The sequence below is a fragment of the Stenotrophomonas sp. YJH_SMC_123 genome (assembly GCF_059368215.1).
In genome coordinates this window covers 150,255-175,208 of the sequence record NZ_JCAFRM010000004.1, presented here as the reverse complement: position 1 = coordinate 175,208, position 24,954 = coordinate 150,255, and the positions used below count along the sequence as shown (strand labels likewise).

The window sequence follows — 24,954 nt, the reverse complement described above, 5'->3', positions numbered from 1 at the left end:
CGGCACTACCGATGGGTTACGGCTGCTGCAGTTCCAGCAGCTCGCCTGCCAGCCCGGCTTCGCCACGTTCCAGCCGTACCCGCAGGCGCGTGCCGTGGTCGATGCGCAGTGCCCAGCACAGCGACATCGGCAGGCCGCAGACCTGCGACAGCACCATGCGCAGCGGGCCGCCATGGCTGACCACCAGCGTTGGCACCGGGTCGTCATCATCGAGCAGTCGATCCAGCGCGCGCGCGATACGCCGCTCGAAGTGGCCCCAGCTTTCACCGTTGGGCGGTGGGAATGCATGCGGATCGGCATGGAAGGCCGCCAGTGCATCCTCCGGCAGGTCGAACAGCGACTGCCCGTCCCAATCGCCGAAATCCAGCTCTTCCCATTCCTCCTCCGCTTCCACGTCCAGCCCGCGCGGGGTGGCCAGGGCCATCGCCGTGTGCAGCGAGCGCAGCCGCGGCGAACTGATCACCCGTTCCCAGGGCTGCGCAGCGTAGGCGTCGACCAGTTCCTGCGGCAGGCGGGCCAGCTGCGGTGGATCGCTGCGGCCATCGAGGAACTCATCGCGACCGTTGCCGGCATGGCGGACCAGGTCGAGGATCATGCGTGCGTCCTGTACAGGCAACGCGGGAACAGCGGAAAACGGGCGGACATCGGCAACGGCACCACGGGATCGAGGGACCATTCTAAGGGCACAGCAAAGGCAGTCGGGTACGCTCGACGCTACGGGCCGCCTGCGATGCCGTAGACTGCGCGCACTTCCAGGTGACCTGCGGCCACGGCCGGCAGGTTGAAACGGGAAGCCGGTGACGCGTGAATCCACGCCAGGCCGGCGCTGCCCCCGCAACGGTAAGCACGTCAGTTCCAGGCAACAACGCCACTGTGCCGCAGGCATGGGAAGGCGCCTGGACGGTGGCCTCGCGCCACCCGGCGGCAAGCCCGGAGACCGGCCCGGAAGCCTCAGGTCGCGGTGCGGTGGGCATGGCGCTGGATGACCGCAGCCTGCGCTGCGGCGTCGGCGCATGCCTGCCTTCGCGGCTCCTCCCCTTCGCCACGCGGGCGTGCGTGGCACCTGGAGTCCCCCATGAAGCTGCAGTCCCGAATGCTGTCCCTGGCCGTGCTGGCCGCCCTGCCCGCGCTGGCCCAGGCCGCCGATGACACCACCGCGCTCGACCAGATCCTGGTCACCGCCACCCGCACCCCGATCGCCCTGCAGGACAGCATCGCACCAGCCCAGGTGATCGACCGCGCGCAGATCGAATCCAGCCAGGCCACCTCGTTGCAGGAACTGCTGCGCGGCCGCGCCGGCATCAACCTGACCAATGCCGGCGGGCTCGGCAAGCAGAGCTCGCTGTTCCTGCGCGGCACCAACTCGGGCCACACCGTGGTGCTGGTCGATGGCGTGCGCATCAACAGTGCCGACCTCGGCCTGGCCATGTACCAGGACCTGCCGCTGGCGCAGATCGAACGCGTGGAAATCGTGCGCGGCCCGCAGTCCAGCCTGTACGGCGCCGACGCCATCGGTGGCGTGATCCAGATCTTCACCCGCCGCAACCAGGGCGATTTTGCTCCGCACTTCCAGCTCGGTGGTGGCAGCAACGGCCTGCGCGAAGCCAGCGGCGGCATCGGAGGTGGCACCGAACGCGGCTGGTTCGGCGCCGACATCGCCTACCAGCATTCCGATGGCGTCGATGCCTGCCGTGGCTCGGCGACGCTGTTCACCGGCTGCTTCGCCGACGAACCCGACCGCGACGGCTACCGCAACCTGTCCAAGAGCCTGCGTGGCGGCTACACCTTCAACGACCAGTGGAATGTGGAAGGCAGTGCGCTGCGCGCCGACGGCAGGAACCACTACGACGGCTATTACAACTACTCGGAAACCCGCCAGCAGGTGCTGGCCGGCAAGGTGCGCTACACCCCGTCCGGGCGCCTGGCGTTCACCGCCAACGTCGGCCGCAGCGACAACGAATCGGACAACTTCGGCGACTTCGGCGCACGCGGCAGCGCGCAGACCCACCGCGACAGCGCCTCGCTGCAGGGTGACTTCACCTTGACCGGAAGCCAGCTGCTGAGCACCGGCGTGGACTGGAGCGAAGACAACCTGGACGGCAGCAGCGCGGGCTACCTCGTCGACAGCCGTCGCAACACCGGCGTGTTCGTGCAGTACCAGGGCCGCTTCGGCCGCCATCAGCTGCAGGCCAGCGCACGCAACGACGACAACCAGCAGTTCGGCAACCACGCCACCGGCAGTCTCGGCTGGGCAATGCAGCTGGACCACGGCCTGCGCGTCAATGCCAGCTACGGCACCGCCTTCAAGGCACCGACCTTCAGCGACCTGTACGACCCGTGGAGCGGCGTGCCGACGTTGAAGCCGGAGAAGTCCAAGAGCGCCAACCTCGGTGTTTCGCAGCAGGGCCAGGGCTGGCACTGGGGCCTGGACGTGTACGAGACCCGCATCGATGACCTGATCACCTACGATGCGTCCACGATGAAAATGCAGCAGGTGGAGAAGGCGCGCATCCGTGGCGCCGAACTGACCGGTGGCGTGCTGCTGGCCGGCTTCGACCTCAACGCGCAGCTGAGCTACACCGACCCGCGCAACCGCACCCATGGCAGCACCCAGTTCGACAACTGGCTGCCGCGCCGTGCACAGCAGACCGCGCGCCTGGACGTCGACCGCCGCTTCGGCGATTTCCGCGCCGGCCTGACCGTGCAGGGTGCGGGCAAGCGCTATGACGATGCCGCCAACGCGGTGAAGGTCGGTGGCTACGGCACGCTGGACCTGCGCGCCGAGTACGCGCTGACGCCGGCGTGGTCGCTGCTGGCACGTGCCGCCAACGTGTTCGACCGCCGCTACGAGACGGTGGCGTGGTTCAACCAGCCCGGCCGCGAATACCAGCTGAGCGTGCGTTACCAGCCGAAATGAAGGCGCGCGCCGGGCATCGCCCGGCGCCGATCTACTGTAGAGCCGAGCCCATGCTCGGCTCACGCAATGAAGCAGCCGAGCGTGGGCTCGGCTCTACACCCGAACGCCCGCGGCCAACCCCGGCAACTCACGCAGGTCGTCAATCACCGCCACCGCCTGTGCGGTGGCCAGGTCCAGGCCACGCGGATAACCGTAACGCACCAGTGCGATCGGCATGCCTGCCTCTTCGGCGGCGCGGTAGTCGGTCAACGAATCACCCACCATCAGGCAGGCATCCACCGCCAGCCCGAAGTGCGCAGCGATGTGCCGCAGCGGCTCACCGCTGGGCTTGCGCTGCGGCAGCGAATCGCCGCCCAGTACCAGCGCGAACGCATCACCAATGCCCAGGTGTTGCAGCAGTGGCGGCACCAGCGCTTCGGGCTTGTTGGTGCAGATCGCCAGCGGAACACCGCGTGCACGCAGCTGCATCAGCGCTTCGGCCACGCCATCGAACAGGCGCGGGCTGCGCAGCAGGCACTCACGGTAGTGCACCATGAACACCGGCATCACTTCGGCCAGGTCGACCTCACGACCCGCGGCATGCACGGCCTGCTCGACCAGGCGGCGCACACCGTCGCCGATCCAGCCCAGAACCGTGGCTTCCGGCACGCGTGCCATGCCGATGTCTTCCAGCGTGCGGTTCAGTGCTTCGGCGATATCAGCTGCGCTGTCGACCAGCGTGCCATCAAGGTCGAACACGACCAGCGGATAGGGATACGACAAGGGACGGCACCTGCACGGCGTGGGGCCGCCCATTGTACGCCGCTGGTTTCTGCGCCGATCCGCCTCAACCGATCCGGCGTGCGCGGGTGGCCAGGAACGTGGGCAGGTAGCGGTCGATCAGGAAGCGCGGCTGCGGCTGCCAGTCTTCCATGAAGCGATCGATGACGAACCCCGCATCCAGCTGCCCGCCGATCAGTTCGGTCAGGCTGTGGCCAAAGGTCAGCGCATCGCCGCGGCCGAGTTTCGCCTCACGTTCTGCGGCGGGCAGGTCTTCCAGGTCCGAATAGGGAATGGCGTACTGCGGCCGGATCAGGCCCTGCGCATCGAGCTGCGGATCGCGCGCGCCGACGAACAGCACCGGGTTGTAGAAGCTGGCCATCAACATGCCATCGCGCGCCAGCACGCGGCGGCATTCGGTCCACACCGGGCGCACGTCGGGTACGTACAGGTTGGAGATCGGATGGAACACCACGTCGAAGCTGTCGTTGGCGAATACGTGCAGGTCGCGCATGTCGCCCTGCACCGTGCGCAGCTGCAGGCCATCGCGCGCCGCCACGCTGCGGTCCTGTTCCAGCTGCCCGTCGGAGAGATCGAACACGGTGACGTCGGCGCCCGCAGCGGCCAGCACCGGTGCCTGCTGGCCCCCGCCCGAGGCCAGGCACAGGATGCGGCGGCCACGCACATCGCCCAGCCAGTCCAATGGCAGCGCGCGTGGGGTCAGATGCACCTGCCAGCGGCCTTCGCGCGCGGCGGCAATGGTTGAACTTTCCACCGGGCGCGACCATTCGCGCACTTCGCTGGCCTGGCGGTCCCAGGCAGCACGGTTGTGGTCGATCAAGGCCTGTCCATGGTTCATGTGTTCTCCTTGCCCGGTGGGCGCCAATCCAGATCCTGGAAGGCCGGGCTGGCGAAACACTCGGCCAGGTAGTCCAGGAATCGCCGCATGATAGCGGGCTGCTGTCGCCGTGACGCGTACACGGCATGAATGCCGAGTTCGTCCAGGCTGAATTCGGGCAGCAGTTCGATCAGCTCGCCGGTACGCAGCAGCGGCGCCACCTGGTAGGTCGGCAGCATGGCGATACCGGCACCGGCCCGCACCGCCTCCAGCAGCAGCGAGGCCTCGTTGGCGCTGATGTTGCCGCCCACCGCCACCGACAGTGAACGGCCGTCTCGGTGCAGCTGCCACAGGCTCTTGCCGACGTAGTGGTGGGTCAGGCAGTTGTGCGCGGCCAGATGCTCGGGAGCAGTCGGCGTGCCGCGTGCCTGCAGGTAGGACGGCGTCGCGCACAGCACCGAGCGGCAGGTGGCCAGCCGCCGCGCGATCAGGCTGGGATCGATCTGGCGCGCGATGCGCACGGCCAGGTCCACCCGCTCCTCCACCAGGTTGACCGTGCGGTCGACCAGCAGCAGCTCGATGCGTGCCGCCGGATGGCGCGCAACAAAGCCGGCCACCGCCCGCGCCAGGTGGCTCTGCCCGAACGACACGCTGGCAGTCACCCGCAGCGTGCCATGCGGCTCCGGATCATCGCTGGCCAGCTCGCCCTGCAGTTCCTCGCCGATCGCCAGCATCTGCCGGAAGCGCGCCAGTGCCGCCTCGCCGGGCCCGGTCAGACTGACCCGGCGCGTGGTCCGATGCAGCAGGCGTGCGCCCAGCCAGCCCTCGACCTCAGCCAGGTAGCGGCTGACCATCGCCCGCGACATGTCCAGCACCTCTGCCGCCGCGGTCAGGCTGCCGCGCTCGGCCACCTCGACGAACACGGTCATGGCGGTCAATCGGTCCATATGCTCGATCCATGCAACAAACAAGCGCGTTATACGCTGTTTTTCGAGCGACTGCAGCGGCCTAGAGTGGCGCCATTCCCACCCCACAGCGCCCCACGGAGTCCTGCCATGAAGATCGCCCTCGTTGGTTCCACCGGCAACATCGGCCGCCAGATCGCCCGCCACGCGCTGGCCCGCGGCCACGAACTCACCGTCATCGTGCGCAGCGCGCAGGACCTCCCGGCCGAGCTGGCCGGTGCCCATCCGGTGATCGCCTCGCTGGATGACCAGGACGCGCTGGTTGCCGCCATCGCCGGCCACGACGTGCTCGCCAGTGCCTACGGCCCGCGCCCGGGCGATGACATCGGCCGCGTCGGCGAGGTCGCCGCGCAGCTGGCGGCTGCCGCGCGCAAGGCCGGCGTGCCGCGCCTGGTGGTGGTTGGCGGTGCCGGCAGCCTGGAAGTCGCACCCGGCGTGCAGCTGGTCGACACCCCCACCTTCCCGGAGGCCTACAAGCCGTACGCGCTGGCCCACCGCGAGGCGTTCAACCGCCTGCAGGCAGTGGACGACCTGGACTGGACCTTCTTCTCGCCGGCCGCCGAAATCGGCCCGGGTGAAGAGCGCGGCCAGTACCGCGTGCAGCCCAAGGCGTTCCTGGCCGATACCAGCGGCCACAGCCGCATCAGCTACGCCGACTATGGCGCGGCGTTCGTCGCCGAACTGGAAGCGCACGCGTATCCGAAGCAGATCATCACCGCAGCGTATTGATCCACGCACGTCCCATGTAGAGCCAAGCCCGCGCTCGGCTCTACGCGAACATGCAGCCGGGCATTGGCCCGGCTCTACACAAGGAATTCCCATGCGTACCGCTGCCCTGCTGCTTCCCCTTGCCCTGGCCGCCAGCTTCACCAGTGCGCCGCTGCTGGCCGCACCGGCCACCACGGCGCCGGCGGCGGCGACGAAATCCCAGCTGCACCTGCAGACCTTCCATCCCGGCCCGCAGGCAATGTTCTCGGTGTCCTCGGTGCTGATCGAAGGCCGCCACGACGCGATCCTGGTCAATGCGCAGTTTGGTGCCAGCGATGCGCGCAAGCTGGTCGAGCTGATCCGCGCCAGCGGCAAGCAGCTGACAACGATCTACATCAGCCACGGTGATCCGGACTACTACTTCGGCCTGGCTACCCTGCAGGACGCGTTCCCGCAGGCGCGCATCGTCGCCACCGCGCAGACCGTCGCCCACATCCAGCAGACCCAGGCCGGCAAGCTGGCCTACTGGGGACCGAAGATGGGTGCCGACATGCCCGCGCGCATCGTGCTGCCGCAGGTGCAGGATGGCGATGCCCTGGAGCTGGAGGGCCAGCGCCTGCCGCTGATCGGCCTGGATGGCCCGACCCCGGACCGCACGGTGCTGTGGGTGCCGTCGCTGCGCGCGATCGTCGGTGGCATTCCGGTGGTCGCCGGCGAGCACGTGTGGATGGCCGACACGCAGACGCCTAAGTCGCACACCGACTGGCTGCAGACCCTGCAGCGGTTGCAGGCACTGAAGCCGAAGGTGGTGGTGCCGGGGCATTACGCGCCGGGTGCCGCACTGGATGCCAGTGCGCTGCGCTTCACTGCGGACTACATCCGCGCGTTCGATGTCGAGACGGCAAAGGCCAAGGACAGTGCGGCGCTGGTGAAAGCAATGCAGTCGCGCTACCCGAAGCTGGACGGCGTCGCATCGCTGGAGCTGAGCGCGAAGGTGGCCAAGGGCGAAATGCAGTGGCCATGAGGTAGGGCGCTTTCTTTTGCAGGGCTGCGCCCTGCACCTGCAGAGGCAACAGCAAAAGCAACAGCTGGCTATCCGTGGGAGGGCGAGGTGGGTCCGGTTGCGGGGGACGCCGTGAATCCGTCCATGGAGGCTCGGTCGCGCCATCCATGGCGCTCACGCCCCCGCAACCGGACCCACCTCGCCTTCGACAGATCTCGGCAATCTGCTGGGGTCGGATCCCGTTGCTGCGCAACGGGCTCTGACCCCGCCTTTGCCGATCAGAGGGATGTGGAATCGTTCGGTCCGTGCTCGAACAATTCCCCCTGCACCACGGCCTCCTTTTCGCGGAACCCACCCAGCCCGACGCCGACCAGGCGGTAACGCGTCTCCGCCGGCAGGTCGACGCGGGCGCGCAGGGCCAGTGCGATGTCGCGCAGTTCTTCCATCGATTCCGGCGGGCGCTCCGGGGTGAAACTGCGGGTGAGGATGCGGAACTGCGCGGTCTTCAGCTTCAGCACCACGGTGTGGCCGACGCGTTCGGTCTTGCGCGTGGCATTCCAGGTCTTCTCCGCCAGCTGCACGATCGCCTCGCCCAGGTCTTCCAGCAACAGGTCCTCGGCAAAGGTGTCCTCCGAGGAGATCGACTGCACCTGCTGGTCCGGTTCCACCGGCCGCTCGTCGATGCCGCGTGCACGGTTGTACAGGCTGCGGCCGAAACTGCCGAACGCCTCTTCCAGGTCGACCAAGGACCACCGCCGCAGGTCGCCGCAGGTGACGATGCCACGCGCGGCAAGTTTGCCTTCCATCACCTTGCCGACGCCTGGCACCCGGTTCACCGGCAGCGGCAGCAGGAACGCGTCCACCCGCTGCGGTGGAATCACGAACTGGCCATCGGGCTTGCGCCAGTCCGAAGCGATCTTGGCCAGGAACTTGTTCGGCGCGATCCCGGCTGAAGCGGTCAGGTTCGTCTCCTCGCGGATCTGCGCACGGATGGTGCGGGCGATGTCGGTGGCCAGTTCGATGCCGCTCTTCGGCTCGGTCACGTCCAGGTAGGCCTCGTCCAGCGACAACGGCTCGACCAGGTCGGTGTGGCGCAGGAATATCTCGCGTACCTGGCGTGACACCGCCTTGTAACGTGCAAAGTCCGGCGGCACGAAGATCGCGTCCGGACACAGGCGTTCGGCGCGCAGCGCCGGCATCGCCGAACGCACGCCGAACACGCGTGCCTCGTAGGACGCCGCACACACCACCGAGCGCGCGCCGCGCCATGCCACAACCACCGGCTTGCCGCGCAGTGACGGATCGTCGCGCTGCTCCACCGACGCGTAGAACGCGTCCATGTCGACGTGGATGATCTTGCGCAGTCGGGTCATGTCAGGCGGAAAGGGCGGGGGCGTGCCGAACGGGCCACACGCCGAAGTATGGTCGTTGCACATCAACAGGATGCGCGTATTCCATTGAAAACACTACGGTTGCGTACGGTTGAAATGTTTGATCGGCGCAGTTTCCACGGGCATCCTCGAACGCTTGTTTCCCTGTTTCCCCGCTTCCAGGATTGTGCTTCATGACCCGTCTCCACGCGTTCAACCGCGAACAGCTGCTGGCCAGCGCACGCGGTGAACTGTTCGGCACCGCCGCCGGCCGTTTGCCCAACGATCCGATGCTGATGTTCGACCGCATCACCGACATCCACGAGGACGGCGGACCGCACGGCAAGGGCATGGTACGCGCCGAGCTGGATATCCGCCCGGACCTGTGGTTCTTCGGCTGCCACTTCATCGGCGACCCGGTGATGCCCGGCTGCCTGGGCCTGGACGCCATGTGGCAGCTGACCGGCTTCTTCCTGACATGGCTGGGTGCCCCCGGCAAGGGCCGCGCACTCGGCTGCGGCGAGGTGAAGTTCACCGGCCAGGTACTGCCGGACGCCAAGCTCGTGCGCTACGAGATCGACATCAGCCGTGTCATCAACCGCAAGCTGGTGATGGCCCAGTCGAACGCCCGCATGTACGTGGATGACCGCGAAATCTACAGCGCGCGCGACCTGCGCGTCGGCCTGTTCACTGAAACCGGGAGCTTCTGATGCGTCGCGTCGTCATCACCGGCATGGGCATCACGTCCTGCCTCGGCAATGATCTGGATACCGTTTCGGCCGCGCTGCGCGAAGGGCGCTCGGGCATCACCGCCTTGGCCGACCATGCCGAAGCGGGCCTGCGCAGCCAGGTCGGCGGTCGCGTCGACCTCGATCTGGAGGCGCTGATCGACCGCAAGCAGAAGCGCTTCATGAGCGATGCGGCGGCCTTCGCTTACCTGTCCATGCGCGATGCCATCGCCGATGCCGGGCTCAGCCCCGAGCAGGTCAGCAACCTGCGCACCGGCCTGATCGCCGGTTCCGGCGGCGGCTCCAGCGAATGGCAGATCGGCGCGGTCGACCTGCTGCGCGAACGTGGCGTGCGCAAGGTCGGCCCGTACATGGTGCCGCGCACGATGTGCTCGACGGTCTCGGCCTGCCTGGCCACGGCCTACCAGATCAAGGGCGTCAGCTACTCGCTGTCGGCCGCCTGCGCGACCTCGGCGCACTGCATCGGGGCTGCCGCGGACATGATCCGCCACGGTGCGCAGGACATCATGTTCGCCGGTGGCGGTGAAGACCTGCACTGGTCGATGAGCGTGATGTTCGATGCGATGGGCGCGCTGTCGACCAGCTTCAACGAGACCCCGGCCAGCGCCTCGCGTCCGTACGACAAGGACCGCGACGGCTTCGTCATCGCCGGTGGCGGCGGCATGCTGGTGCTGGAGGACTACGACCACGCCGTTGCGCGTGGCGCGCGCATCCATGCCGAGCTGATCGGCTACGGCGTGACCTCCGATGGCGCCGACATGGTCGCGCCGTCCGGCGAGGGCGCGGTGCGCTGCATGAAGATGGCACTGCAGGGCGTCGATCGCCCGCTGGACTACCTCAACACCCACGGCACCTCGACCCCGCTGGGCGATGTCACCGAGCTCAACGCGATCCGTGAAGTGTTCGGCGATGCGGTACCACCGCTGTCCTCGACCAAGGCGCTGTCCGGCCATTCGCTGGGCGCGGCCAGCGTGCACGAGGCGATCTACTGCCTGCTGATGATGCGCGATGGCTTCGTCGCCGGTTCGGCCAACATCGGCGAGCTGGACCCGAAGGTGGAGAGCTTCCCGATCCTGCGCGAGAGCCGCGAGCAGAAGCTGGACACGGTGATGTCCAACAGCTTCGGCTTCGGTGGCACCAACGCTGCGCTGGTGTTCGGGCGGGTGTGATTGAACAGGTGTGCCGACCAACGGTCGGCACCCACCAGAAGATGTGGAGCGAGCCCATGCCCGGCTCAGTGCCAACCAAGGTCGGCACCCACCGCTACTTCGGCAGCAGCGGCAGCAGCAGGGCGTGCGCGTCCACCAGCGAGCCGACGATGCGGTGGCCCAGTGCGCGCAGCTCTTCATCCGGATGCACCAGGTCCGGCACCTGGATCACGGTCATGCCGGCGGCCAGTGCGGCCCGCGTGCCGGCCGGTGAATCTTCCAGCGCCAGGCAACGTTCGGGCGCCTGGCCCAGCCGCTGCGCGGCCAGCAGGTAGATATCCGGCGCCGGCTTCGGCCGCGCCACATCACCACTGGTGATCACGGCATCGAAGTACGGCAGCAGGCCTGCGGCCGCCAACTTGCGGTTGGCGCGCGGCTGCCGCGTGGTGGTCGCCACCGCACGCGGTACCGCGTGCGCCTTCAGCAGCTCCAGCAGCTCCAGGATGCCCGGCCGCAGCGGCAGCCCGGTCTGCGTGCGTGCTTCGTACAGCTCATGGCAACGTGCCGCCACCGCGTCGATCACGCTGTCCTCGATGCCCTGCGCGCGCAGCAGCGCATGCGTATCGTGGTCGCCGAGGCCGACCATGCGCAGGAACACCGCTTCCTCCAGGCCCAGCCCGAATTCGTCGGCGGCCTCGCTCCAGCAGGCCAGCGAGACCCGCTCGCTGTCGATCATCAGGCCGTCCATGTCGAAGATGACGGCGTCGGGCAGGAACGGCAGCGCAGCGAAGGGGGTCATGGAGCGAACAACGTATCCAGGTCGGTGGAAGTGAGCTGCCGCCATTGCCCTTCGTCCAGCCCCTGCAGGTCCAGCCCGCCGACGCGGCTGCGGTGCAGGGCCTGCACGTGGTTGCCGGTGGCGGCGAACATGCGGCGTACCTGATGGTAGCGGCCTTCATGCAGCACCAGGCGTGCGCGACGCGCCTCCAGCACTTCGAGTTCAGCCGGCAGCAGGGGCGTCTTCTCGGACTCCAGCATCAGCGTGCCGCTGGCGAACAACGCCATTTCGTCGCCGCGCAGGTCCTCGCTCAACTCGACTTCGTAGACCTTCGGCAGCTTCGACTTCGGCGAGATGATCCGGTGCAGCAGGCCGCCATCGTCGGTCAGCAGCAGCAGGCCACTGGTCTCGCGGTCGAGGCGGCCCACCGTGGACAGCACCGGATCACGGTCGCGGAAGCGCGGCGGCAGCAGGTCGTAGATCAGGCGGCCGGTGTCCTTGGTCGAACAGGTGTAGCCGGCGGGCTTGTGCAGCGCGATCGACAGCCCCACCGGCGGGTCCAGCGGCTCGCCATCGACGCGGATCGCCTCGTGCGGCACCTGGTCATCGGCGTACAGCACCTCACCGTCGGCGTCGGTGACGCGGCCTTCGCGGAACATCCACTGCACCTGCTTGCGGCTGCCATAGCCCAGGTTGGCGATGAGCTTGACCAGCTTCACTTGCCCTTCCCCTTCACTGCTTCAACCAGCTTGAAACCGTCGCGCTCGGCGACCACGCGCACCGCACCGAAGCTGTCGTTGAGGGTGTGCTCGTACGGCAGATGGCGGTTGGCCACCACGTACAGGCGCCCGCCCGGGCGCAGCGCCTGCGCGGCCACGGCGATGAAGCGCTGGCCGATGTCCGGGCGGTCGGCACGCGACGGCGTGTGGAACGGCGGGTTGCTGATGATGACGTCGTAGCCCGGCTCGATGCCGGCGGTGACGTCGCGCCACAGGAAGCGCAGCGGCAGCGCGCGCGGCGGCGGCGCCAGGTTCAGTTCGGCCAGGGCCAGCGCACGCTGCTCGGCCTCGTACAGGTCCAGCGCGGTGATCTTCGGGCAGCGTTCCAGCAGCTCGCGCGAGAGATAGCCGTAGCCTGCGCCAAGGTCGGCGGCGCGGCCGGCCAGGTCGGCCGGCAGGTGCTCGGCCAGCAGCGCCGATGCCGGATCGATGCGGTCCCAGGCGAACACGCCCGGGCGGCTGAGGAAGCGTCCGCCCATGATCGGGCGCACCGCATCCAGCGCCGACCAGCGCTTGGCCAGGTCGGCGTCGTGCTGGCCCTGCAGCGGGGCGGTCCAGTACACGCGGCAGTGGTTCTTGGTCAGGCAGCCGCCGAGACCGGCCAGCTGCTTGAGGTCGCCTTCACCGGAGCGCGCGCCTTCGTTGTTGGCCTGGCAGGCAACGATGCGGCCGCCCTCGGCGACCAGCGCCAACGCGCGGGCGAACAGCGCACGGGCTTCTTCACGCTGGCGCGGTGGCAGCACCAGCACCAGCGGGTAACGGCCCTTGCCGGCCACATCGTCCAGCTGGCCGCTGACGGTCCAGCCGGCGGCCTGCTGCAGCGGCTGCGCGAACGGGGCAAAGCTCTGTTCGCAGTGCAGCTCGCGGTTGCCGGCCGCTTCGCGCAGCGGCCAGCCATCGCGGGCACGCAGGAAAGCCACCGGGCCCTCCGGCCAGCGCAGGGCGCCTTGGGAGAACGGCAGGAGCAGGGTCTGCAGGGGGGCGTCGTCGCTGGAGGCCATCGGCGCGGGTACTTCAAGCGTGAGGGCCGTCCATTGTACCGGCTTGGCCGGGCCGGCCCCGGCAGGCCGCTTTGCGAAACCCGAACGGGGCCTTGATCTGCCAGAAACATTGAAACGTTCAGGGTAGAGGCTCCCCCGGAAACCCAGGAGAACCTGCATGCGAGCCTTGTTCGTCGGTGGCGTCGTCGACAACAGTGAAATGGACCTGGAAGGCAGCCATCCGCCCGTGCACTACCCCGAGGACACCGGCGGCGGGCACTCGCGCTACCGGCTGCACCAGGTCGGCCATGGCGCCGATGGCAGCGTGGCCTATGCGGTATATGGCGCACCGGACCTGGCCGATGACGAGGTGGCCCGGGTGGCGGAAGAACGCGCCTACGCGCGCCGGTTCGAAGCGACGCCGACCTTGTTCGAGCATTGACACACCGGTAGCGCCCGAGCCCACGCTCGGGCGACGGCGCAGCCGAGCGTGGGCTCGGCTCTACATCCGATCAAGGCGCCTTGGGTGGCAGGCGGTTGATGCTGGCGATCTCGTCCAGCCACACATGGTGCTGCTGCACCGGCGTGTCGTAGTCATCCAGGCGCAGCTGGCCGTTGCTGCCTTCATCACCAGCGACGTTGCGGTACTGCTGCACGGTTGGCCTCACGGCCACCGTGCCGAGCAGGCGACGGCCATCGTGCAGAATCAGTTCCACCTGCGTTTCACCTTCCAGCTGCGGCAGCAGGGCTTCCAGGCGCGCGATCTGCGCCGGATCGGTATGGATACGGGGAGCTATGCGGGACATCGGCGACCTCCTGCATGCAGGGTCGCCGATCGGCCGTGAATGCTCAGTGCAGCGCGCTGTCGGCGCGGGGTACCTGCACCTTGCGTACCGCAGCCACCAGCTGCGCCACCGAGTACGGCTTGGCCACGTGTTCCTGGAAACCCGACGCCAGCGCACGGCGGCGGTCATCGGCACGCGCCAGCGCGGTGACGGCGACCGCGGGCAGGGTCATGGCATCCACGCCCATGTCCTCGCGCAGCGTGCGTACCAGGCCATAACCATCCATGCCCGGCATGCCGATGTCGGTCAGCATCACGTGGTACTGCAGATGGCCGGTGTCGGCCAGCAACGCCAGCGCCTCACCGGCCGAACTGGCCGCCGACACGCTGGCGCCCTGCTCTTCCAGCATGCGCCGCAGGTACTCCAGCACTTCCGGCTGGTCTTCCACCGCCAGCACGTGCATGCCGCGCAGCGGATACGGCTCGACGATCACCGGTTCCAGGATCGGCCCGCTGATCACTTCGCGCAGCGGGCGCCGCTCGGCATCGGGAAGGTGCTGCGGCAGGCGCACGGTGAACGTAGCGCCATGGCCGTGCCCCTCGCTGGCCGCGGCGACCGTGCCGCCATGCAGTTCGACCAGCTGCTGCACGATCGCCAGGCCCAGTCCCAGTCCACCATGGCGCCGGGTGGTGGTGCCATCGGCCTGGCGGAATCGGCTGAACAGGTGATTGAGGAATTCGGGTGCGATGCCATCACCGGTGTCGCGCACGGTGATCTCCCAGTGGTTGCCGTCGGCCCGCAGCTGCAGGTCGATGCGGCCTTCAGCCGGGGTGAACTTGATCGCGTTCGAGAGCAGGTTCCAGAACACCTGCTGCAGGCGCGTGGCATCGCCCAGCACCAGGCTCGGCTGTTCGGGCAGCTGCAGGTGCACGTCCAGTGCCTTGCCTTCGGCCACCAGTTCCTGCGCGCCGATGGCCTCGCCCAGCACCGTGCGCAGGTCCAGCACTTCCACCTCCAGCTGCACTTTGCCCAGCAGCATGCTGCTGAGGTCCAGCATGTCCGAGATCAGCCGCTTCTGCGCGCCGGCGCTGTTGGCGATCACGTTCAGGCCCTTGTACAGAGGGCTGGTGTTGTCCACGCGCTGCAGCAGCAGCTCACTCCAGCCGAGGATGGTGGTCAGCGGCGTACGCAGTTCATGCGACAGCGTGGCCAGGAACTCGTCCTTCAGCCGCGCCATGTTCTCCGCAGCGCTGCGCGCGGCGCGCTCGGACTGCAGCAGTTCCTCGCGGGCCAGTTCGATCTCGCGGCGTTCGGTCACGTCCGGGCTGCTGCCGGCCAGGCCGATGAAGCGGCCCATCCGCGAGAAACGCGGGCGTGCGTTCATCTCCAGCCAACGCCACTGGCCATCGGCGCGCCGCGCACGCACCAGCGCGTGCATCGAACGCTGCGCCTTCAGCGCTTCCTGCAGTTCGTATTCGAATACCGACGCATCGTCCGGATGCACCAGGCCGCGCCAGACATCTTCCGGCACACGCGTCTCGTCGCCACCGAAGAACTCGCTGAAGGCGCTGTTGACGAAACGGGCATGGCCGCGCTCGTCGAGCACCCACACCGGCATCGGCAGGCCATCGGCCAGTGCGCTGAAGCGCGCTTCGCTCTCGCCCAGCTCCACTTCCATCTGCTTGCGTGCGGTGATGTCGAAGAACAGGATGCCGACCTTGTCCTCGCCTGGCCGGCCCACGCGCACCGCGTCGACCGCGAACGAACGACCCAGCGCACGCGCTTCCATCTCGAACTGGGCGGGACGGCCGCTGCGTGCGACCTCGCCGTAGATACGGAACCAGTCCTGCTCATGGTTGGGTTCCAGCTCGGTCATGCGCTGTCCACGCGCATCCTTCAGCCCGGTGTGGCGCTCGAAGGCATCGTTGACCTCGAGGAAACGATAGTCGACCGCACGATCGCCCTCGAACAGCACCTGGATCACGCAGAAACCAGCGTTGATGCGCTCAAGCACGCCATGATGCAGGTCGGGTTCGGGCGCCTGCACCATCATCGGTGGGCGCTCCACGAGGGGCGGCAGTGTGGACAAGGGCGTCTGGACGGGCCGGATTGGAAGCACAGCATCTTCCAAAGCGCGTATTCACAGCGTCAAGCGCCGTCAGTCATGGTTGACGACGATGAATTGGCGGCAACCGCTCTTGTCGGTGTCGCAATCGGCCGTTGCGGTGGCTGGAAAGCGGGATCACACTCGATCTATAAATCGCATCGTCCCCGTCGATGGGGCGCAGGAGACCGTCATGAACCGCTCGTTGGCCACTGCCCTGCTGCTGGCAGGCGCCCTCATGGCGGGCAGCGCGAACGCCGCGCCGCGCGCCGTCACCGATCCGGATGCGCCCCGCGCGCTGCAGGCCAATGGCCCGGTCAGCGTGAAGTGGGACGATCCAGCCGGATTCACCGAAATCCGCCAGAGCACCAACCGCTTCGAGGCCGAACGCGGCAACTGGGTGCAGCAGCTGGCCAGCTACGTGCAGACCACGGCGGCCAAGCCGCTGCAGCCCGGGCAGACCCTGGACGTGACTCTGATCGACATCAAGCGCGCCGGCGACTACGAGCCCTGGCACGGCCCGCGCGGCAGCGACATCCGGATCATGCGCGACATCTATCCGCCGCGGATCACCCTGCAGTACACGCTGAAGGACGCCAGTGGTCGCATCGTCGATGAGGGAGAAGCCAAGCTCAGCGACACCGGCTACCTGCACAACTTGGGGCTGAAGAGCGACAGCGATCCGCTGCGCTACGAGAAGCGCCTGATCGACGACTGGGTGAAGCGCGAGCTGAGCACGCGGGCTACTGCTGCACGATGATTCCGGGCAGCTCTACCTGCCGGCAGGTGTCGACCTTGGTCGACACGCATTGCACGGTGCCGACCAAGGTCGGCTGCTACCAGAGCCGAGCGCGGGCTCGGCTCTACACGTAGACTTTCGCCACGCGCTTGACCGCGCACGGCAGCTGGTAGGCACTCACGCCGCAGCGCGGCGCCAGTTCCGACAGCGTCGGCGCAGAACCCCACAGTTCCACCACACTGCCGATGCCGGCCTGCGCATGCGCGGTCAGGTCCACCGTCAGCATGTCCATCGACACGCGCCCGATCAGTACGCCGGGCTGGCCATCGATCAGTACCGGCGTGCCGTTGGGGGCGAACTGCGGATAACCGTCGGCATAGCCAAGCGCGACCACGCCCACGCGGGTGCGTGCCTTGGCCACGAAGCGTGCGCCATAGCCCACCGGCTCACCGACCTCGATCCAGCGCTCGGCAATCACCTTCGACTGCATCGTCATCACCGGGCGCAGGCGCTGGGTCAGCGCGGTGTTGTCCGGCAGCGGATTGGCGCCGTACAGCATCAGGCCCGGGCGCACCCAGTCGCTGCGTACATCCGGCCAGCCCAGCAGTGCCGGCGAATTGCACACGCTGGTCTCGCCGTCCAGGCCGTCGATGGCGCGCGCGAAGGTCGCCGCCTGTTCATGGGTGCGTTCGCTGTCCAGCTCGTCGGCACGCGCCAGGTGGGTCATCAGCACGATGCGCTCGACCTGCGGCAGCGCCGACAGGCGTGCATGCGCGGCGCGGAAGCTGTCCACGTCCAGGCCGAGGCGATGCATGCCGCTGTCCAGCTTCAGCCACACGGTCAGCGGGCGCGGGCTGTCGAATGCGACCAGCGCTTCCAGCTGCCACGGCGAGCCCACCGCGAACCAGAAATCGTGCTCGGCCACCAGCGCCATGTCACTGGGTTCGAAGATGCCTTCCAGCAGCAGGATCGGCGCACGGATCCCGGCCTGGCGCAGTTCCAGCGCCTCTTCGATGGTGGCCACGCCGAAACCATCAGCCTCGCCTTCCAGCGCCTGTGCACAGCGCACCGCGCCATGGCCATAGGCATCGGCCTTGATGATCGCCAGGGCCTTGCCACCGCCCAGTTCACGGGCAAGCCGGTAATTGCTGCGCAGGGCGCCCAGATCGATCAGCGCGCGGGCAGGACGCATGTGCGGTTCTCATGTTGCGGGGCGTGACCGTACTGGCCGTAGCGGAAAATATCCAGGCCTTCGGTGCTGATCTGCGGCTGGCGCGCGCTCATCAGGTCGGCCAGGTAGCGGCCCGAGCCGCAGGCCATGGTCCAGCCCAGGGTGCCGTGGCCGGTGTTGAGGTACAGGTTGCGGAACGGCGTGGCGCCGATCACCGGCGTGCCGTCCGGCGTGGCCGGGCGCAGGCCTGTCCAGAACTGTGCGCGCGACAGGTCGCCGCCCTTCGGGTAGAGGTCGCTGACCACCAGCTCCAGGGTCTCGCGACGACGCTGCGACAGCGACAGGTCGAAACCGGCCACTTCGGCCATGCCACCGACGCGGATGCGGTCGTCGAAGCGGGTGACCGCCACCTTGTAGCTCTCGTCGAGGATGGTCGAGGTCGGCGCCATCGCCGGGTCGGTGATCGGCAGGGTCAACGAATAGCCCTTCAGCGGGTACACCGGCAGGCGCATGCCCAGCGGTGCGACCAGCGCCGGCGAATAGCTGCCGAGCGCGACCACGAAGCGGTCGGCGGTTTCCAGCTTGCCGTCGATGCGCACGCCGGTGATGCGGTCGCCATCGAACTCGAGGCCGGTGATGTCCTGGTCGAAGCGGAACTCGACACCGGCATCCACGCACATCTGCGCCAGGCGCCGGGTGAACAGCTGGCAGTCGCCGGTCTGGTCACGCGGCAGGCGCAGCGCGCCGACCAGGCCGTCGACATGGGCCAGGGCCGGTTCGGCCTGGATGATGCCGGCGCGGTCCAGCACCTCGTACGGCACGCCGTACTGGGCCAGGATCTCGATGTCCTGCGCAGAGGCATCCAGCTGCTGCTGGGTGCGGAACAGCTGCGTGGTGCCCAGGTCGCGGCCTTCGAACTCGATGCCGATCTGCGCGCGCAGCTCGTTCAGGCAGTCGCGGCTGTACTCGGACATGCGCACCATGCGCGCCTTGTTGATCGCGTAGCGCTCGTGGGTGCAGTTGCGCAGCATCTGCCACAGCCAGCGGTACTGGGCCAGGTCCATGCCCGGCTTGATCGCCAGCGGCGCATGCTTCTCGAACAGCCAGCCGATGGCCTTCTTCGGCACGCCCGGGGCGGCCCACGGCGAGGTGTAGCCGAACGACAGCTGGCCGGCATTGGCGAAGCTGGTTTCCAGCGCCGGGCCGGGTTGGCGGTCGATGACCGTGACTTCAAACCCGGCCTGTCGCAGGTACCAGGCACTGGTGGTGCCGATCACGCCGCTGCCGAGAACTAGGACTCGCATGGGACTTCTCCAACCCGATCATTCCCTGCACTGGAGCGTGCCGGGACCATAATTGGGGAAGTATAGACAGCCAATCCCAGTTGATTTGCCTGATTTGAAATCAACCGGCAGGATGTTCTCCTGCAATTCATTCCCCAAGGTTGACGGCCATGGCCACCCGTACCCGCGAACTGGACAAGATCGACCGCAAGATCCTGCGCATCCTGCAGGCGGAGGGCCGTATTTCCTTCACCGAACTGGGTGAGCGGGTCGGCCTGTCGACCACCCCGTGCACCGAGCGCGTGCGCCGGCTCGAGCGCGAAGCGGTGATCACCGGCTACCACGCCCACCTGGACCCGGCGGCGGTGAAGGCCAGCCTGCTGGTGTTCGTGGAGATCAGCCTGGCCTACAAGTCCGGTGACATCTTCGAAGAGTTCCGGCGCGCCGCCCTGAAGCTGCCCAATGTGCTCGAGTGCCATCTGGTCTCGGGCGACTTCGATTACCTGCTGAAGGCGCGGATCAGTGAGATGGCCTCCTACCGCAAGCTGCTCGGCAGCACCTTGCTGACACTGCCGCATGTGCGTGAATCCAAAAGCTACATCGTGATGGAAGAAGTGAAGGAAACGCTGAGCCTGCCGATTCCGGATTGAGGCGGTCGCAGGTTGGGGTCAGAGCCCGCGTTGCGGGATCCGGCCCCGGTCGGGGTCAGGCAAGGGGTCAGATCCCGCGCAGCGGGCTCTGACCCCGGTCATGTCGACAGTCAGCGCTGCTGCGGATGCTTCTGCGAGCGCTGTTCCTGCTGCTTGCCACCCTTGTGCGGCTGCTGCGGTTCCATCTGTTGCTGTTGCTGTTGCTGCTGATGCTGCGGGTTGCGGCCCTGCGGTTCCTTGCCGGGATGACGGTTCTGCTGGTTTTTCATGATCGCGATCCAGTGGACAAAGGACATGCGGCGGCGGAATGCCGGCGCAGGGCCACGGTGGTCCCGGCACGGTTAATCGCAGGCGAAAAAGCAGTGATCGGCAGGATGTTGTTTTCGTGCGTTCAGGCCGTGCAGTGTGTGGAAGCTGCCACCCTTGCCTGGCATCCGAGGTCAGCGCTTGATCTGCTGCCCATCGCCGGCCGGCACGCTGTCGTAATAGCGGCCGGTACGCGAATCGAACACCCGGTTCGGGCCAGCCGGGCGCACGCCAGGCACGATGCGGCCATTGCGGTCATAGACCTTGTCGGCCGGCCTCGGCGCCGGGGTGGGCGCAATCCGGGCAGGACCCGTGGACCTGATCGGCTGCGCCGGCTGCGGCGACGGCAGCACCTGCGGCTGCGGGCGTGCGGCCTGCGGCGGCGGTACCACCGGCGCCGGAGCCACGGTGGTCGCGCTGCGGGTGACCGTCGGGTCGGCAGCAGGCACCTGGGCCAGCGCCAACGTGGGCAACAGGGCCATCAGCAGCAGGGGAAGGGTCGGTTTCATGGCACGCTCCGGCGTGGATCGCATTTACCTTGCGCCTGCGCCTGTGTGCCGCCCATGAACGGCCGTCACACTTGCAAGCGCGCGCCGGCACCCCCACGTTTTCCGGCATCCCCAGGCCATCGACCCCACGGAGAGCCGGCATGACTGCCTTTGACCTGACGCCCCCCACTGCCACCCAGACCGAGGCGCTGATCGCCGGCCTCAGCAGCGAAGAGCGCCGCGTGCTGCTGCAGCACGGTACCGAAGCGCCGTTCTGCGGCGTGTTCCTGGACAACAAGCGCGAGGGCGTCTACTGCTGCCGGCTGTGCGCGCTGCCGCTGTTCCGCTCCAGCACCAAGTTCGATTCCGGCACCGGCTGGCCCAGCTTCTTCGCCCCGTTCGACCCGGCGCACGTGCGCGAGATCCGCGATACCAGCCATGGCATGGTGCGCACCGAGATCACCTGCGCGCGCTGCGGCAGCCACCTCGGCCACGTGTTCCCGGATGGTCCGCCGCCCACCTACGAGCGCCACTGCCTGAACTCCGTCTCACTTTCGTTCACCGGCAATGGCGAGCCCTGGCCCGACCCGTTGCAGCGTGGCGGCGCGGAAAGCGGTGTGGCGGGCTGAAACACCCCGCTGACCGATTTCACAGAATTCCCTCTTCAGAAAACCGGGTGACGGGCCGACAAGGAGATATCCCCTCTCCTTGCGTCGCCCCATGCTCATCATCGTTGGATTCCTGGTCGTCATCATCAGCGTGATCGGGGGCTACCTCGGTGCCCACGGCCGCCTGGGTGCCCTCTGGCAGCCCTACGAGCTGGTCATCATCGGCGGTGCCGCACTGGGTGCGTTCCTGGTCGGCACCCCGGCCAAGACGGTCAAGCAGACCCTGCAGGCCATGGTCGGCGTGTTCAAGGGCCCGCGCTACAAGCAGCAGGACTACATCGATGTCCTCAGCCTGCTCTATGAACTGCTCAACAAGGCCCGCCGCGAAGGCTTCATGGCCCTGGAAGACCATGTCGAGCGGCCGGCCGAGAGCGCCCTGTTCGCCAACTACCCCAAGGTGCAGGCCGACCACCACCTGATCGACTTCATCACCGACTGCCTGCGCCTGATGATCGGCAGCAACATCGAGCCGCATGAGCTGGAGCCGCTGCTGGAGCTGGAACTGGAGAAGCACCACGCCGAGGCCATGGCGCCGTCGCAGGTGCTGACCAAGGTCGCCGACGGACTGCCCGGTTTCGGCATCGTCGCGGCGGTGCTCGGCATCGTCATCACCATGGGCTCGATCGGCGGTGACATCGTCGAGGTCGGTGGCCACGTGGCCGGCGCGCTGGTCGGTACCTTCCTCGGCATCCTGCTGGGCTACGGCTTCGTCGGCCCGATGGCGGCAGCAATGGAGGCACGCGCCGAGCAGGACAGCCGCATCTATGAATCGGTCAAGACCGCCCTGCTGGCCTGCCTGCGCGGCTACAACCCGAAGATCGCGCTGGAATTCGCCCGCAAGACGCTGCCGTCGAACGTGCGCCCGGCCTTCTCCGATTTCGAGCAGCACCTGAAGACGGTCAAGTAAACCATGGCCGAGACCAAGCCCACTGTCATCGTCCGCCGGGTCAAGAAGGCCGGCCACGCCGCCCATCATGGCGGTTCGTGGAAGGTGGCCTATGCTGACTTCGTGACCGCGATGATGGCGTTCTTCCTGGTGCTGTGGCTGATGGCCACCACCAACAAGAACGACCGTGCGGCCATTTCCGAGTACTTCCGCAACCCCAGCCCGCTGAGCGGGCAGAACGCCACGCCGGCGCCCGGCATGGCCGGCCCGGGCGGCGCCAGCACCTCGATGATCAAGCTGGGTGGTGCCACCGACATCTCGCGCGGCAGCAGCAACGATCCCTTCCAGAACCAGAAGGAAGCGGTGCCGCAGCCGGTGGACCAGCAGCAGCGCGACAAGCAGCAGCTGGAAGCGTTGATGAAGGAACTGCAGGAAGCGATCAGCAGGAGCCAGGCACTGGAGCCGTTCAAGGACCAGCTGCTGCTGGACCTGACCCCGGAAGGCCTGCGCATCCAGATCGTGGACAAGCAGAACCGGCCGATGTTCGACCTCGGCAGCGCTACGCTGAAGCCGTATACGCAGCAGATCCTGCACGAGCTGGCCAACTACCTGAACCACGTGCCGAACCGGATCAGCCTGACCGGCCACACCGACATCACCGCCTATTCGGCCGCGCGCGGCTACGGCAACTGGGAGCTGAGCGCCGATCGTGCCAACGCCGCACGGCGTGCGCTGGTGGACGGTGGCCTGGAGGACAGCAAGATCACCCGCGTGGTCGGCCTGTCTTCGTCGGTGCTGTTCGACAAGGCCGACCCGCAGAACCCGATCAACCGCCGCATCAGCATCGTGGTGATGACCCAGGCCGCCGAAGCGGCCGCCCTGGCCGGTGCCGGCCCGCAGGTGGGACTGTCGGCGCCGACCGCCGACCCGGACGTGCAGGCCGCGCAAGGTGAGGCCGCGCCCGTGGCACGTTGAACCGGGGTCAGATCCCTTTTCCATGGAAAGGGATCTGACCCCGCCTGCGTGCGGCCGGTACAATGGCGGTCTTTCCGTTTCCAGGTGACCCCACCCCATGTCCCAGAACTCCAAGGCCAAGCGCGACAAGCGCAAGAAGCAGCAGGCCAAGCGCCCGTTCCTCCGCCTGAATGCCCAGCAGCAGGTGCAGAACCATGCCGTGCTGACCAACGAAGACGGCCAGGTGGTAGCGGCCATCGGCCTGCAGGGCCGTGAGTGGCTGCTGGCCATCGGCGGCCAGACCATGGGCAACGCCGAAAACCCGGTGCCGATGCTGGCCATGCTCAAGCACCTGTCCAACGTGCAGGAGAAGGAAGGCCGCAAGGTCAACCTGGAGTACTCGGAACTGCTGCAGAAGCTGCTGGACACCCTGGCTGCCGAATCCGAGCAGACCGCTGACGAATACCTGGACAAGCTGGTTGCCGAATTCGAAGGCGTCGACGCCGCTGAGGGCGAAGAAGGCGAAGCCGTCGAAGGCGACGCGGCCGAAGAAGCCGCTGCCGAGGCCGCCCCGGCCGCTGACAGCGACAGCAAGCCGCAGGCCTGAACCGGCCGCGGCGGGTGACGGTCTACGTCGATGACGCGGTGCATCCCTGGCGCGGACAGCGCTGGGCGCACCTGATGGCCGACACCCTGGCCGAGCTGCACGCGATGGCGGCGCAGCTCGGCATTCCCCCGCGGGCCTTCCAGAACAAGGCCAGCGGTGCTCACTACGACGTCACTGCCGAGCTGCGCGCACAGGCAATAGCGCTCGGTGCGCGGGCGATTTCCCGGCACACCGACCGCGAGCTGGTCAAAGCGGTGATTGCCAACGCCAGGGCGCAGTACCGGCCGTAGGCCGCGCCCAGCAGATCGTCCCCGCCGGGTCGTGCCCGGCGGATCGGCCCATCGCTCAGAACGGGTCGCTGCCCAGCCGGATTTCCACGTTCAGCAGCGAGCACAGCGCCAGCATCGCGTCGTCGTCGCGGGTCAGCGCCATCACGCCGGTGAAGCCGTCGCTGCCGGCATCCACGCTCCACAGCGTGTAGTTGTGCTCGCGCAGGCGGTCGAAGGCGGTGGACATCAGCTGCACGCCGTCCAGGCCCTCGGCGAAGTCCTCGTCGTCCAGGTCGCCGCCCCAGTCCAGTTGCAGGTTGAAGCGCGCCGACAGCTCGTTCACCGCCGACTGCAGCGATTCCAGGTCATCGCGCTCCACATCGAAACCGGACTGCCAGGCGATGGCGGTGAACAGCGCCGGCAGCCAGTCGCTGTCCGCCTCCAGCGGCTGCCCGTCCTCGGCCAGGTGTTCGCGCCAGCGGTTGAACTGCTGCAGGGCCAGTTCCTCGTCGCCCGGGTTGATCAGCACCAGCAGGTTCCAGACCCGTGCCTCGAAGCCATCTTCGTCGAAGTCGTGGATGTCTTCCTCGAAGTCGAAATAGTCGCTGTTGTCGGGCATGGCGGAACGTCCTCTGGGGCAGGCCCGCATTCTACGGTTTATCCTGTGCCGCTGAAGCCGGCCTTGGTGGCCGTCACTGTGAATGAAGCGATGAGCGATACCCCTCCCGACCACCTGGCGATCAACCCGGCCAGCCCCTTCCATGATGCGCAGGCGCTGGAGCGCGGCGTTGGCGTGCGTTTCAACGACGTCGAGCGCGACAACGTCGAGGAATACTCGGTCAGCGAAGGCTGGATCCGCGTGCAGGCCGGCAAGGCCCGCGACCGCCGCGGCAATCCGATGACCATCAAGGTCAAGGGCAAGGTCGAGGTGTATTTCCTGGACCAGAAGCCGGAATAACCGGCACCGGCATGTAGAGCCGAGCCCGTGCTCGGCTGCTTTTCGTTCCGGGTTCATGACGCCTGAAGCAAGCGCAGCCGAGCACGGGCTCG

Annotated in this window: 29 protein-coding genes and 1 riboswitch; of the genes, 14 read left to right on the top strand and 15 right to left on the bottom strand. The window is 67.6% G+C overall.

The genetic code is table 11. From position 1 onward, the window contains the following. Window positions 1-16: 16 nt before the first annotated feature. Window positions 17-595 (bottom strand): histidine phosphatase family protein, encoded by a 579-nt coding sequence (locus AC5P5W_RS11405; protein WP_049408270.1) that lies wholly within the window; start codon window positions 593-595, stop codon window positions 17-19. Between the two features lie 142 nt (window positions 596-737). Further along, window positions 738-960, top strand: a riboswitch (cobalamin riboswitch). Between the two features lie 115 nt (window positions 961-1,075). On the opposite strand from AC5P5W_RS11405, the gene btuB reads away from it, so the two are divergent. Beyond that, on the top strand, window positions 1,076-2,917 hold the full coding sequence (gene btuB / locus AC5P5W_RS11400) for a TonB-dependent vitamin B12 receptor (protein WP_111205891.1): 1,842 nt from the start codon (window positions 1,076-1,078) through the stop codon (window positions 2,915-2,917). A 93-nt stretch (window positions 2,918-3,010) separates the two neighbouring features. Here btuB and gph read toward each other — a convergent pair whose 3' ends face one another. From gph to AC5P5W_RS11385, 3 genes are all read right to left on the bottom strand, one after another. After that, window positions 3,011-3,679 carry a phosphoglycolate phosphatase gene (gph, locus tag AC5P5W_RS11395; RefSeq protein WP_049441337.1) on the bottom strand — a complete coding sequence of 223 codons (669 nt, stop codon included), beginning with the start codon at window positions 3,677-3,679 and terminating at the stop codon, window positions 3,011-3,013. A gap of 64 nt (window positions 3,680-3,743) precedes the next feature. Then, window positions 3,744-4,535 carry a class I SAM-dependent methyltransferase gene (locus AC5P5W_RS11390; RefSeq protein WP_014645816.1) on the bottom strand — a complete coding sequence of 264 codons (792 nt, stop codon included), beginning with the start codon at window positions 4,533-4,535 and terminating at the stop codon, window positions 3,744-3,746. Beyond that, a complete protein-coding gene (locus AC5P5W_RS11385) occupies window positions 4,532-5,461 on the bottom strand; it encodes a LysR family transcriptional regulator (protein ID WP_014645815.1) in 930 nt (309 codons plus the stop codon). Before AC5P5W_RS11385 ends, AC5P5W_RS11390 begins: the two co-directional genes overlap by 4 nt. A gap of 108 nt (window positions 5,462-5,569) precedes the next feature. Between AC5P5W_RS11385 and AC5P5W_RS11380 the strand changes: the two genes are divergently transcribed. Beyond that, window positions 5,570-6,208 (top strand): NAD(P)-dependent oxidoreductase, encoded by a 639-nt coding sequence (locus AC5P5W_RS11380; RefSeq protein WP_032959230.1) that lies wholly within the window; start codon window positions 5,570-5,572, stop codon window positions 6,206-6,208. A gap of 91 nt (window positions 6,209-6,299) precedes the next feature. Continuing rightward, the gene (locus tag AC5P5W_RS11375; RefSeq protein ID WP_197575470.1) at window positions 6,300-7,211 is read left to right on the top strand and encodes an MBL fold metallo-hydrolase; all 912 of its coding nucleotides are present in this window, start codon (window positions 6,300-6,302) and stop codon (window positions 7,209-7,211) included. Window positions 7,212-7,468: 257 nt separating this feature from the next. Here AC5P5W_RS11375 and dinB read toward each other — a convergent pair whose 3' ends face one another. Then, entirely contained in the window at window positions 7,469-8,563 is a 1,095-nt protein-coding gene (dinB, locus tag AC5P5W_RS11370; RefSeq protein ID WP_197575056.1) for a DNA polymerase IV, read from the bottom strand. Window positions 8,564-8,754: 191 nt separating this feature from the next. On the opposite strand from dinB, the gene fabA reads away from it, so the two are divergent. Together fabA and fabB are read left to right on the top strand one after the other, a co-directional pair. Then, a complete protein-coding gene (gene fabA, locus AC5P5W_RS11365; protein ID WP_197575058.1) occupies window positions 8,755-9,270 on the top strand; it encodes a 3-hydroxyacyl-[acyl-carrier-protein] dehydratase FabA in 516 nt (171 codons plus the stop codon). After that, window positions 9,270-10,478 carry a beta-ketoacyl-ACP synthase I gene (gene fabB / locus AC5P5W_RS11360; protein WP_049408278.1) on the top strand — a complete coding sequence of 403 codons (1,209 nt, stop codon included), beginning with the start codon at window positions 9,270-9,272 and terminating at the stop codon, window positions 10,476-10,478. The genes fabA and fabB overlap by 1 nt, the downstream gene beginning before the upstream one ends. Before the next feature lie 94 nt (window positions 10,479-10,572). Here the strand turns inward: fabB and AC5P5W_RS11355 are convergent, their stop codons facing one another. From AC5P5W_RS11355 to AC5P5W_RS11345, 3 genes are read right to left on the bottom strand one after another with little or no spacing between them, the layout of a single operon-like run. Continuing rightward, the gene (locus tag AC5P5W_RS11355) at window positions 10,573-11,256 is read right to left on the bottom strand and encodes an HAD family hydrolase (protein ID WP_014645810.1); all 684 of its coding nucleotides are present in this window, start codon (window positions 11,254-11,256) and stop codon (window positions 10,573-10,575) included. Then, window positions 11,253-11,954, bottom strand: coding sequence for a pseudouridine synthase (locus tag AC5P5W_RS11350; RefSeq protein ID WP_032959233.1), 702 nt, complete (start codon window positions 11,952-11,954; stop codon window positions 11,253-11,255). Before AC5P5W_RS11350 ends, AC5P5W_RS11355 begins: the two co-directional genes overlap by 4 nt. Further along, entirely contained in the window at window positions 11,951-13,015 is a 1,065-nt protein-coding gene (locus AC5P5W_RS11345) for a class I SAM-dependent methyltransferase (protein ID WP_049441343.1), read from the bottom strand. Before AC5P5W_RS11345 ends, AC5P5W_RS11350 begins: the two co-directional genes overlap by 4 nt. A 157-nt stretch (window positions 13,016-13,172) precedes the next feature. Here AC5P5W_RS11345 and AC5P5W_RS11340 point away from each other — a divergent pair, with 157 nt between their 5' ends. After that, window positions 13,173-13,436 carry a hypothetical protein gene (locus AC5P5W_RS11340; protein ID WP_005407925.1) on the top strand — a complete coding sequence of 88 codons (264 nt, stop codon included), beginning with the start codon at window positions 13,173-13,175 and terminating at the stop codon, window positions 13,434-13,436. Between the two features lie 70 nt (window positions 13,437-13,506). Here AC5P5W_RS11340 and AC5P5W_RS11335 read toward each other — a convergent pair whose 3' ends face one another. After that, complete coding sequence (locus AC5P5W_RS11335) at window positions 13,507-13,800, bottom strand: DUF3247 family protein (protein WP_032959238.1); 294 nt, start codon at window positions 13,798-13,800, stop codon at window positions 13,507-13,509. 43 nt (window positions 13,801-13,843) lie between these two features. Beyond that, on the bottom strand, window positions 13,844-15,832 hold the full coding sequence (locus AC5P5W_RS11330; protein WP_197575059.1) for an ATP-binding protein: 1,989 nt from the start codon (window positions 15,830-15,832) through the stop codon (window positions 13,844-13,846). Window positions 15,833-16,076: 244 nt separating this feature from the next. Here AC5P5W_RS11330 and AC5P5W_RS11325 point away from each other — a divergent pair, with 244 nt between their 5' ends. Continuing rightward, window positions 16,077-16,643, top strand: coding sequence for a DUF3016 domain-containing protein (locus tag AC5P5W_RS11325; protein ID WP_197575060.1), 567 nt, complete (start codon window positions 16,077-16,079; stop codon window positions 16,641-16,643). A gap of 103 nt (window positions 16,644-16,746) precedes the next feature. Here the strand turns inward: AC5P5W_RS11325 and alr are convergent, their stop codons facing one another. Both alr and AC5P5W_RS11315 read right to left on the bottom strand, forming a co-directional pair. Further along, window positions 16,747-17,814 (bottom strand): alanine racemase, encoded by a 1,068-nt coding sequence (alr, locus tag AC5P5W_RS11320; RefSeq protein ID WP_197575061.1) that lies wholly within the window; start codon window positions 17,812-17,814, stop codon window positions 16,747-16,749. Further along, window positions 17,793-19,097: a D-amino acid dehydrogenase gene (locus AC5P5W_RS11315; RefSeq protein WP_014035841.1), complete on the bottom strand. Its 1,305-nt coding sequence runs from the start codon at window positions 19,095-19,097 to the stop codon at window positions 17,793-17,795. Before AC5P5W_RS11315 ends, alr begins: the two co-directional genes overlap by 22 nt. Before the next feature lie 149 nt (window positions 19,098-19,246). On the opposite strand from AC5P5W_RS11315, the gene AC5P5W_RS11310 reads away from it, so the two are divergent. Beyond that, window positions 19,247-19,726, top strand: coding sequence for an Lrp/AsnC ligand binding domain-containing protein (locus AC5P5W_RS11310; protein WP_004140558.1), 480 nt, complete (start codon window positions 19,247-19,249; stop codon window positions 19,724-19,726). Between the two features lie 110 nt (window positions 19,727-19,836). Here AC5P5W_RS11310 and AC5P5W_RS11305 read toward each other — a convergent pair whose 3' ends face one another. Next, window positions 19,837-20,022: a lana protein gene (locus AC5P5W_RS11305; RefSeq protein WP_100439760.1), complete on the bottom strand. Its 186-nt coding sequence runs from the start codon at window positions 20,020-20,022 to the stop codon at window positions 19,837-19,839. 144 nt (window positions 20,023-20,166) lie between these two features. Next, entirely contained in the window at window positions 20,167-20,541 is a 375-nt protein-coding gene (locus tag AC5P5W_RS11300; RefSeq protein ID WP_014645801.1) for a hypothetical protein, read from the bottom strand. Between the two features lie 140 nt (window positions 20,542-20,681). Between AC5P5W_RS11300 and msrB the strand changes: the two genes are divergently transcribed. From msrB to AC5P5W_RS11275, 5 genes are all read left to right on the top strand, one after another. Continuing rightward, window positions 20,682-21,149, top strand: a complete 468-nt coding sequence (gene msrB, locus AC5P5W_RS11295; protein ID WP_005415117.1) for a peptide-methionine (R)-S-oxide reductase MsrB — start codon at window positions 20,682-20,684, stop codon at window positions 21,147-21,149. Between the two features lie 91 nt (window positions 21,150-21,240). Continuing rightward, the gene (motA, locus tag AC5P5W_RS11290; protein ID WP_014645799.1) at window positions 21,241-22,095 is read left to right on the top strand and encodes a flagellar motor stator protein MotA; all 855 of its coding nucleotides are present in this window, start codon (window positions 21,241-21,243) and stop codon (window positions 22,093-22,095) included. 3 nt (window positions 22,096-22,098) lie between these two features. Continuing rightward, window positions 22,099-23,049: a flagellar motor protein MotB gene (gene motB / locus AC5P5W_RS11285; protein WP_053495233.1), complete on the top strand. Its 951-nt coding sequence runs from the start codon at window positions 22,099-22,101 to the stop codon at window positions 23,047-23,049. Between the two features lie 97 nt (window positions 23,050-23,146). Beyond that, window positions 23,147-23,635 (top strand): hypothetical protein, encoded by a 489-nt coding sequence (locus AC5P5W_RS11280; RefSeq protein ID WP_046428629.1) that lies wholly within the window; start codon window positions 23,147-23,149, stop codon window positions 23,633-23,635. Window positions 23,636-23,649: 14 nt separating this feature from the next. After that, on the top strand, window positions 23,650-23,925 hold the full coding sequence (locus AC5P5W_RS11275) for a DUF4031 domain-containing protein (protein ID WP_046428626.1): 276 nt from the start codon (window positions 23,650-23,652) through the stop codon (window positions 23,923-23,925). A gap of 55 nt (window positions 23,926-23,980) precedes the next feature. On the opposite strand, the gene AC5P5W_RS11270 is transcribed toward AC5P5W_RS11275, so the two are convergent. Continuing rightward, on the bottom strand, window positions 23,981-24,523 hold the full coding sequence (locus AC5P5W_RS11270) for a DUF6630 family protein (protein ID WP_014645796.1): 543 nt from the start codon (window positions 24,521-24,523) through the stop codon (window positions 23,981-23,983). Between the two features lie 90 nt (window positions 24,524-24,613). Here AC5P5W_RS11270 and AC5P5W_RS11265 point away from each other — a divergent pair, with 90 nt between their 5' ends. Continuing rightward, window positions 24,614-24,862, top strand: coding sequence for a DUF3297 family protein (locus AC5P5W_RS11265; protein ID WP_005415112.1), 249 nt, complete (start codon window positions 24,614-24,616; stop codon window positions 24,860-24,862). The last annotated feature ends 92 nt before the right edge of the window (window positions 24,863-24,954 follow it).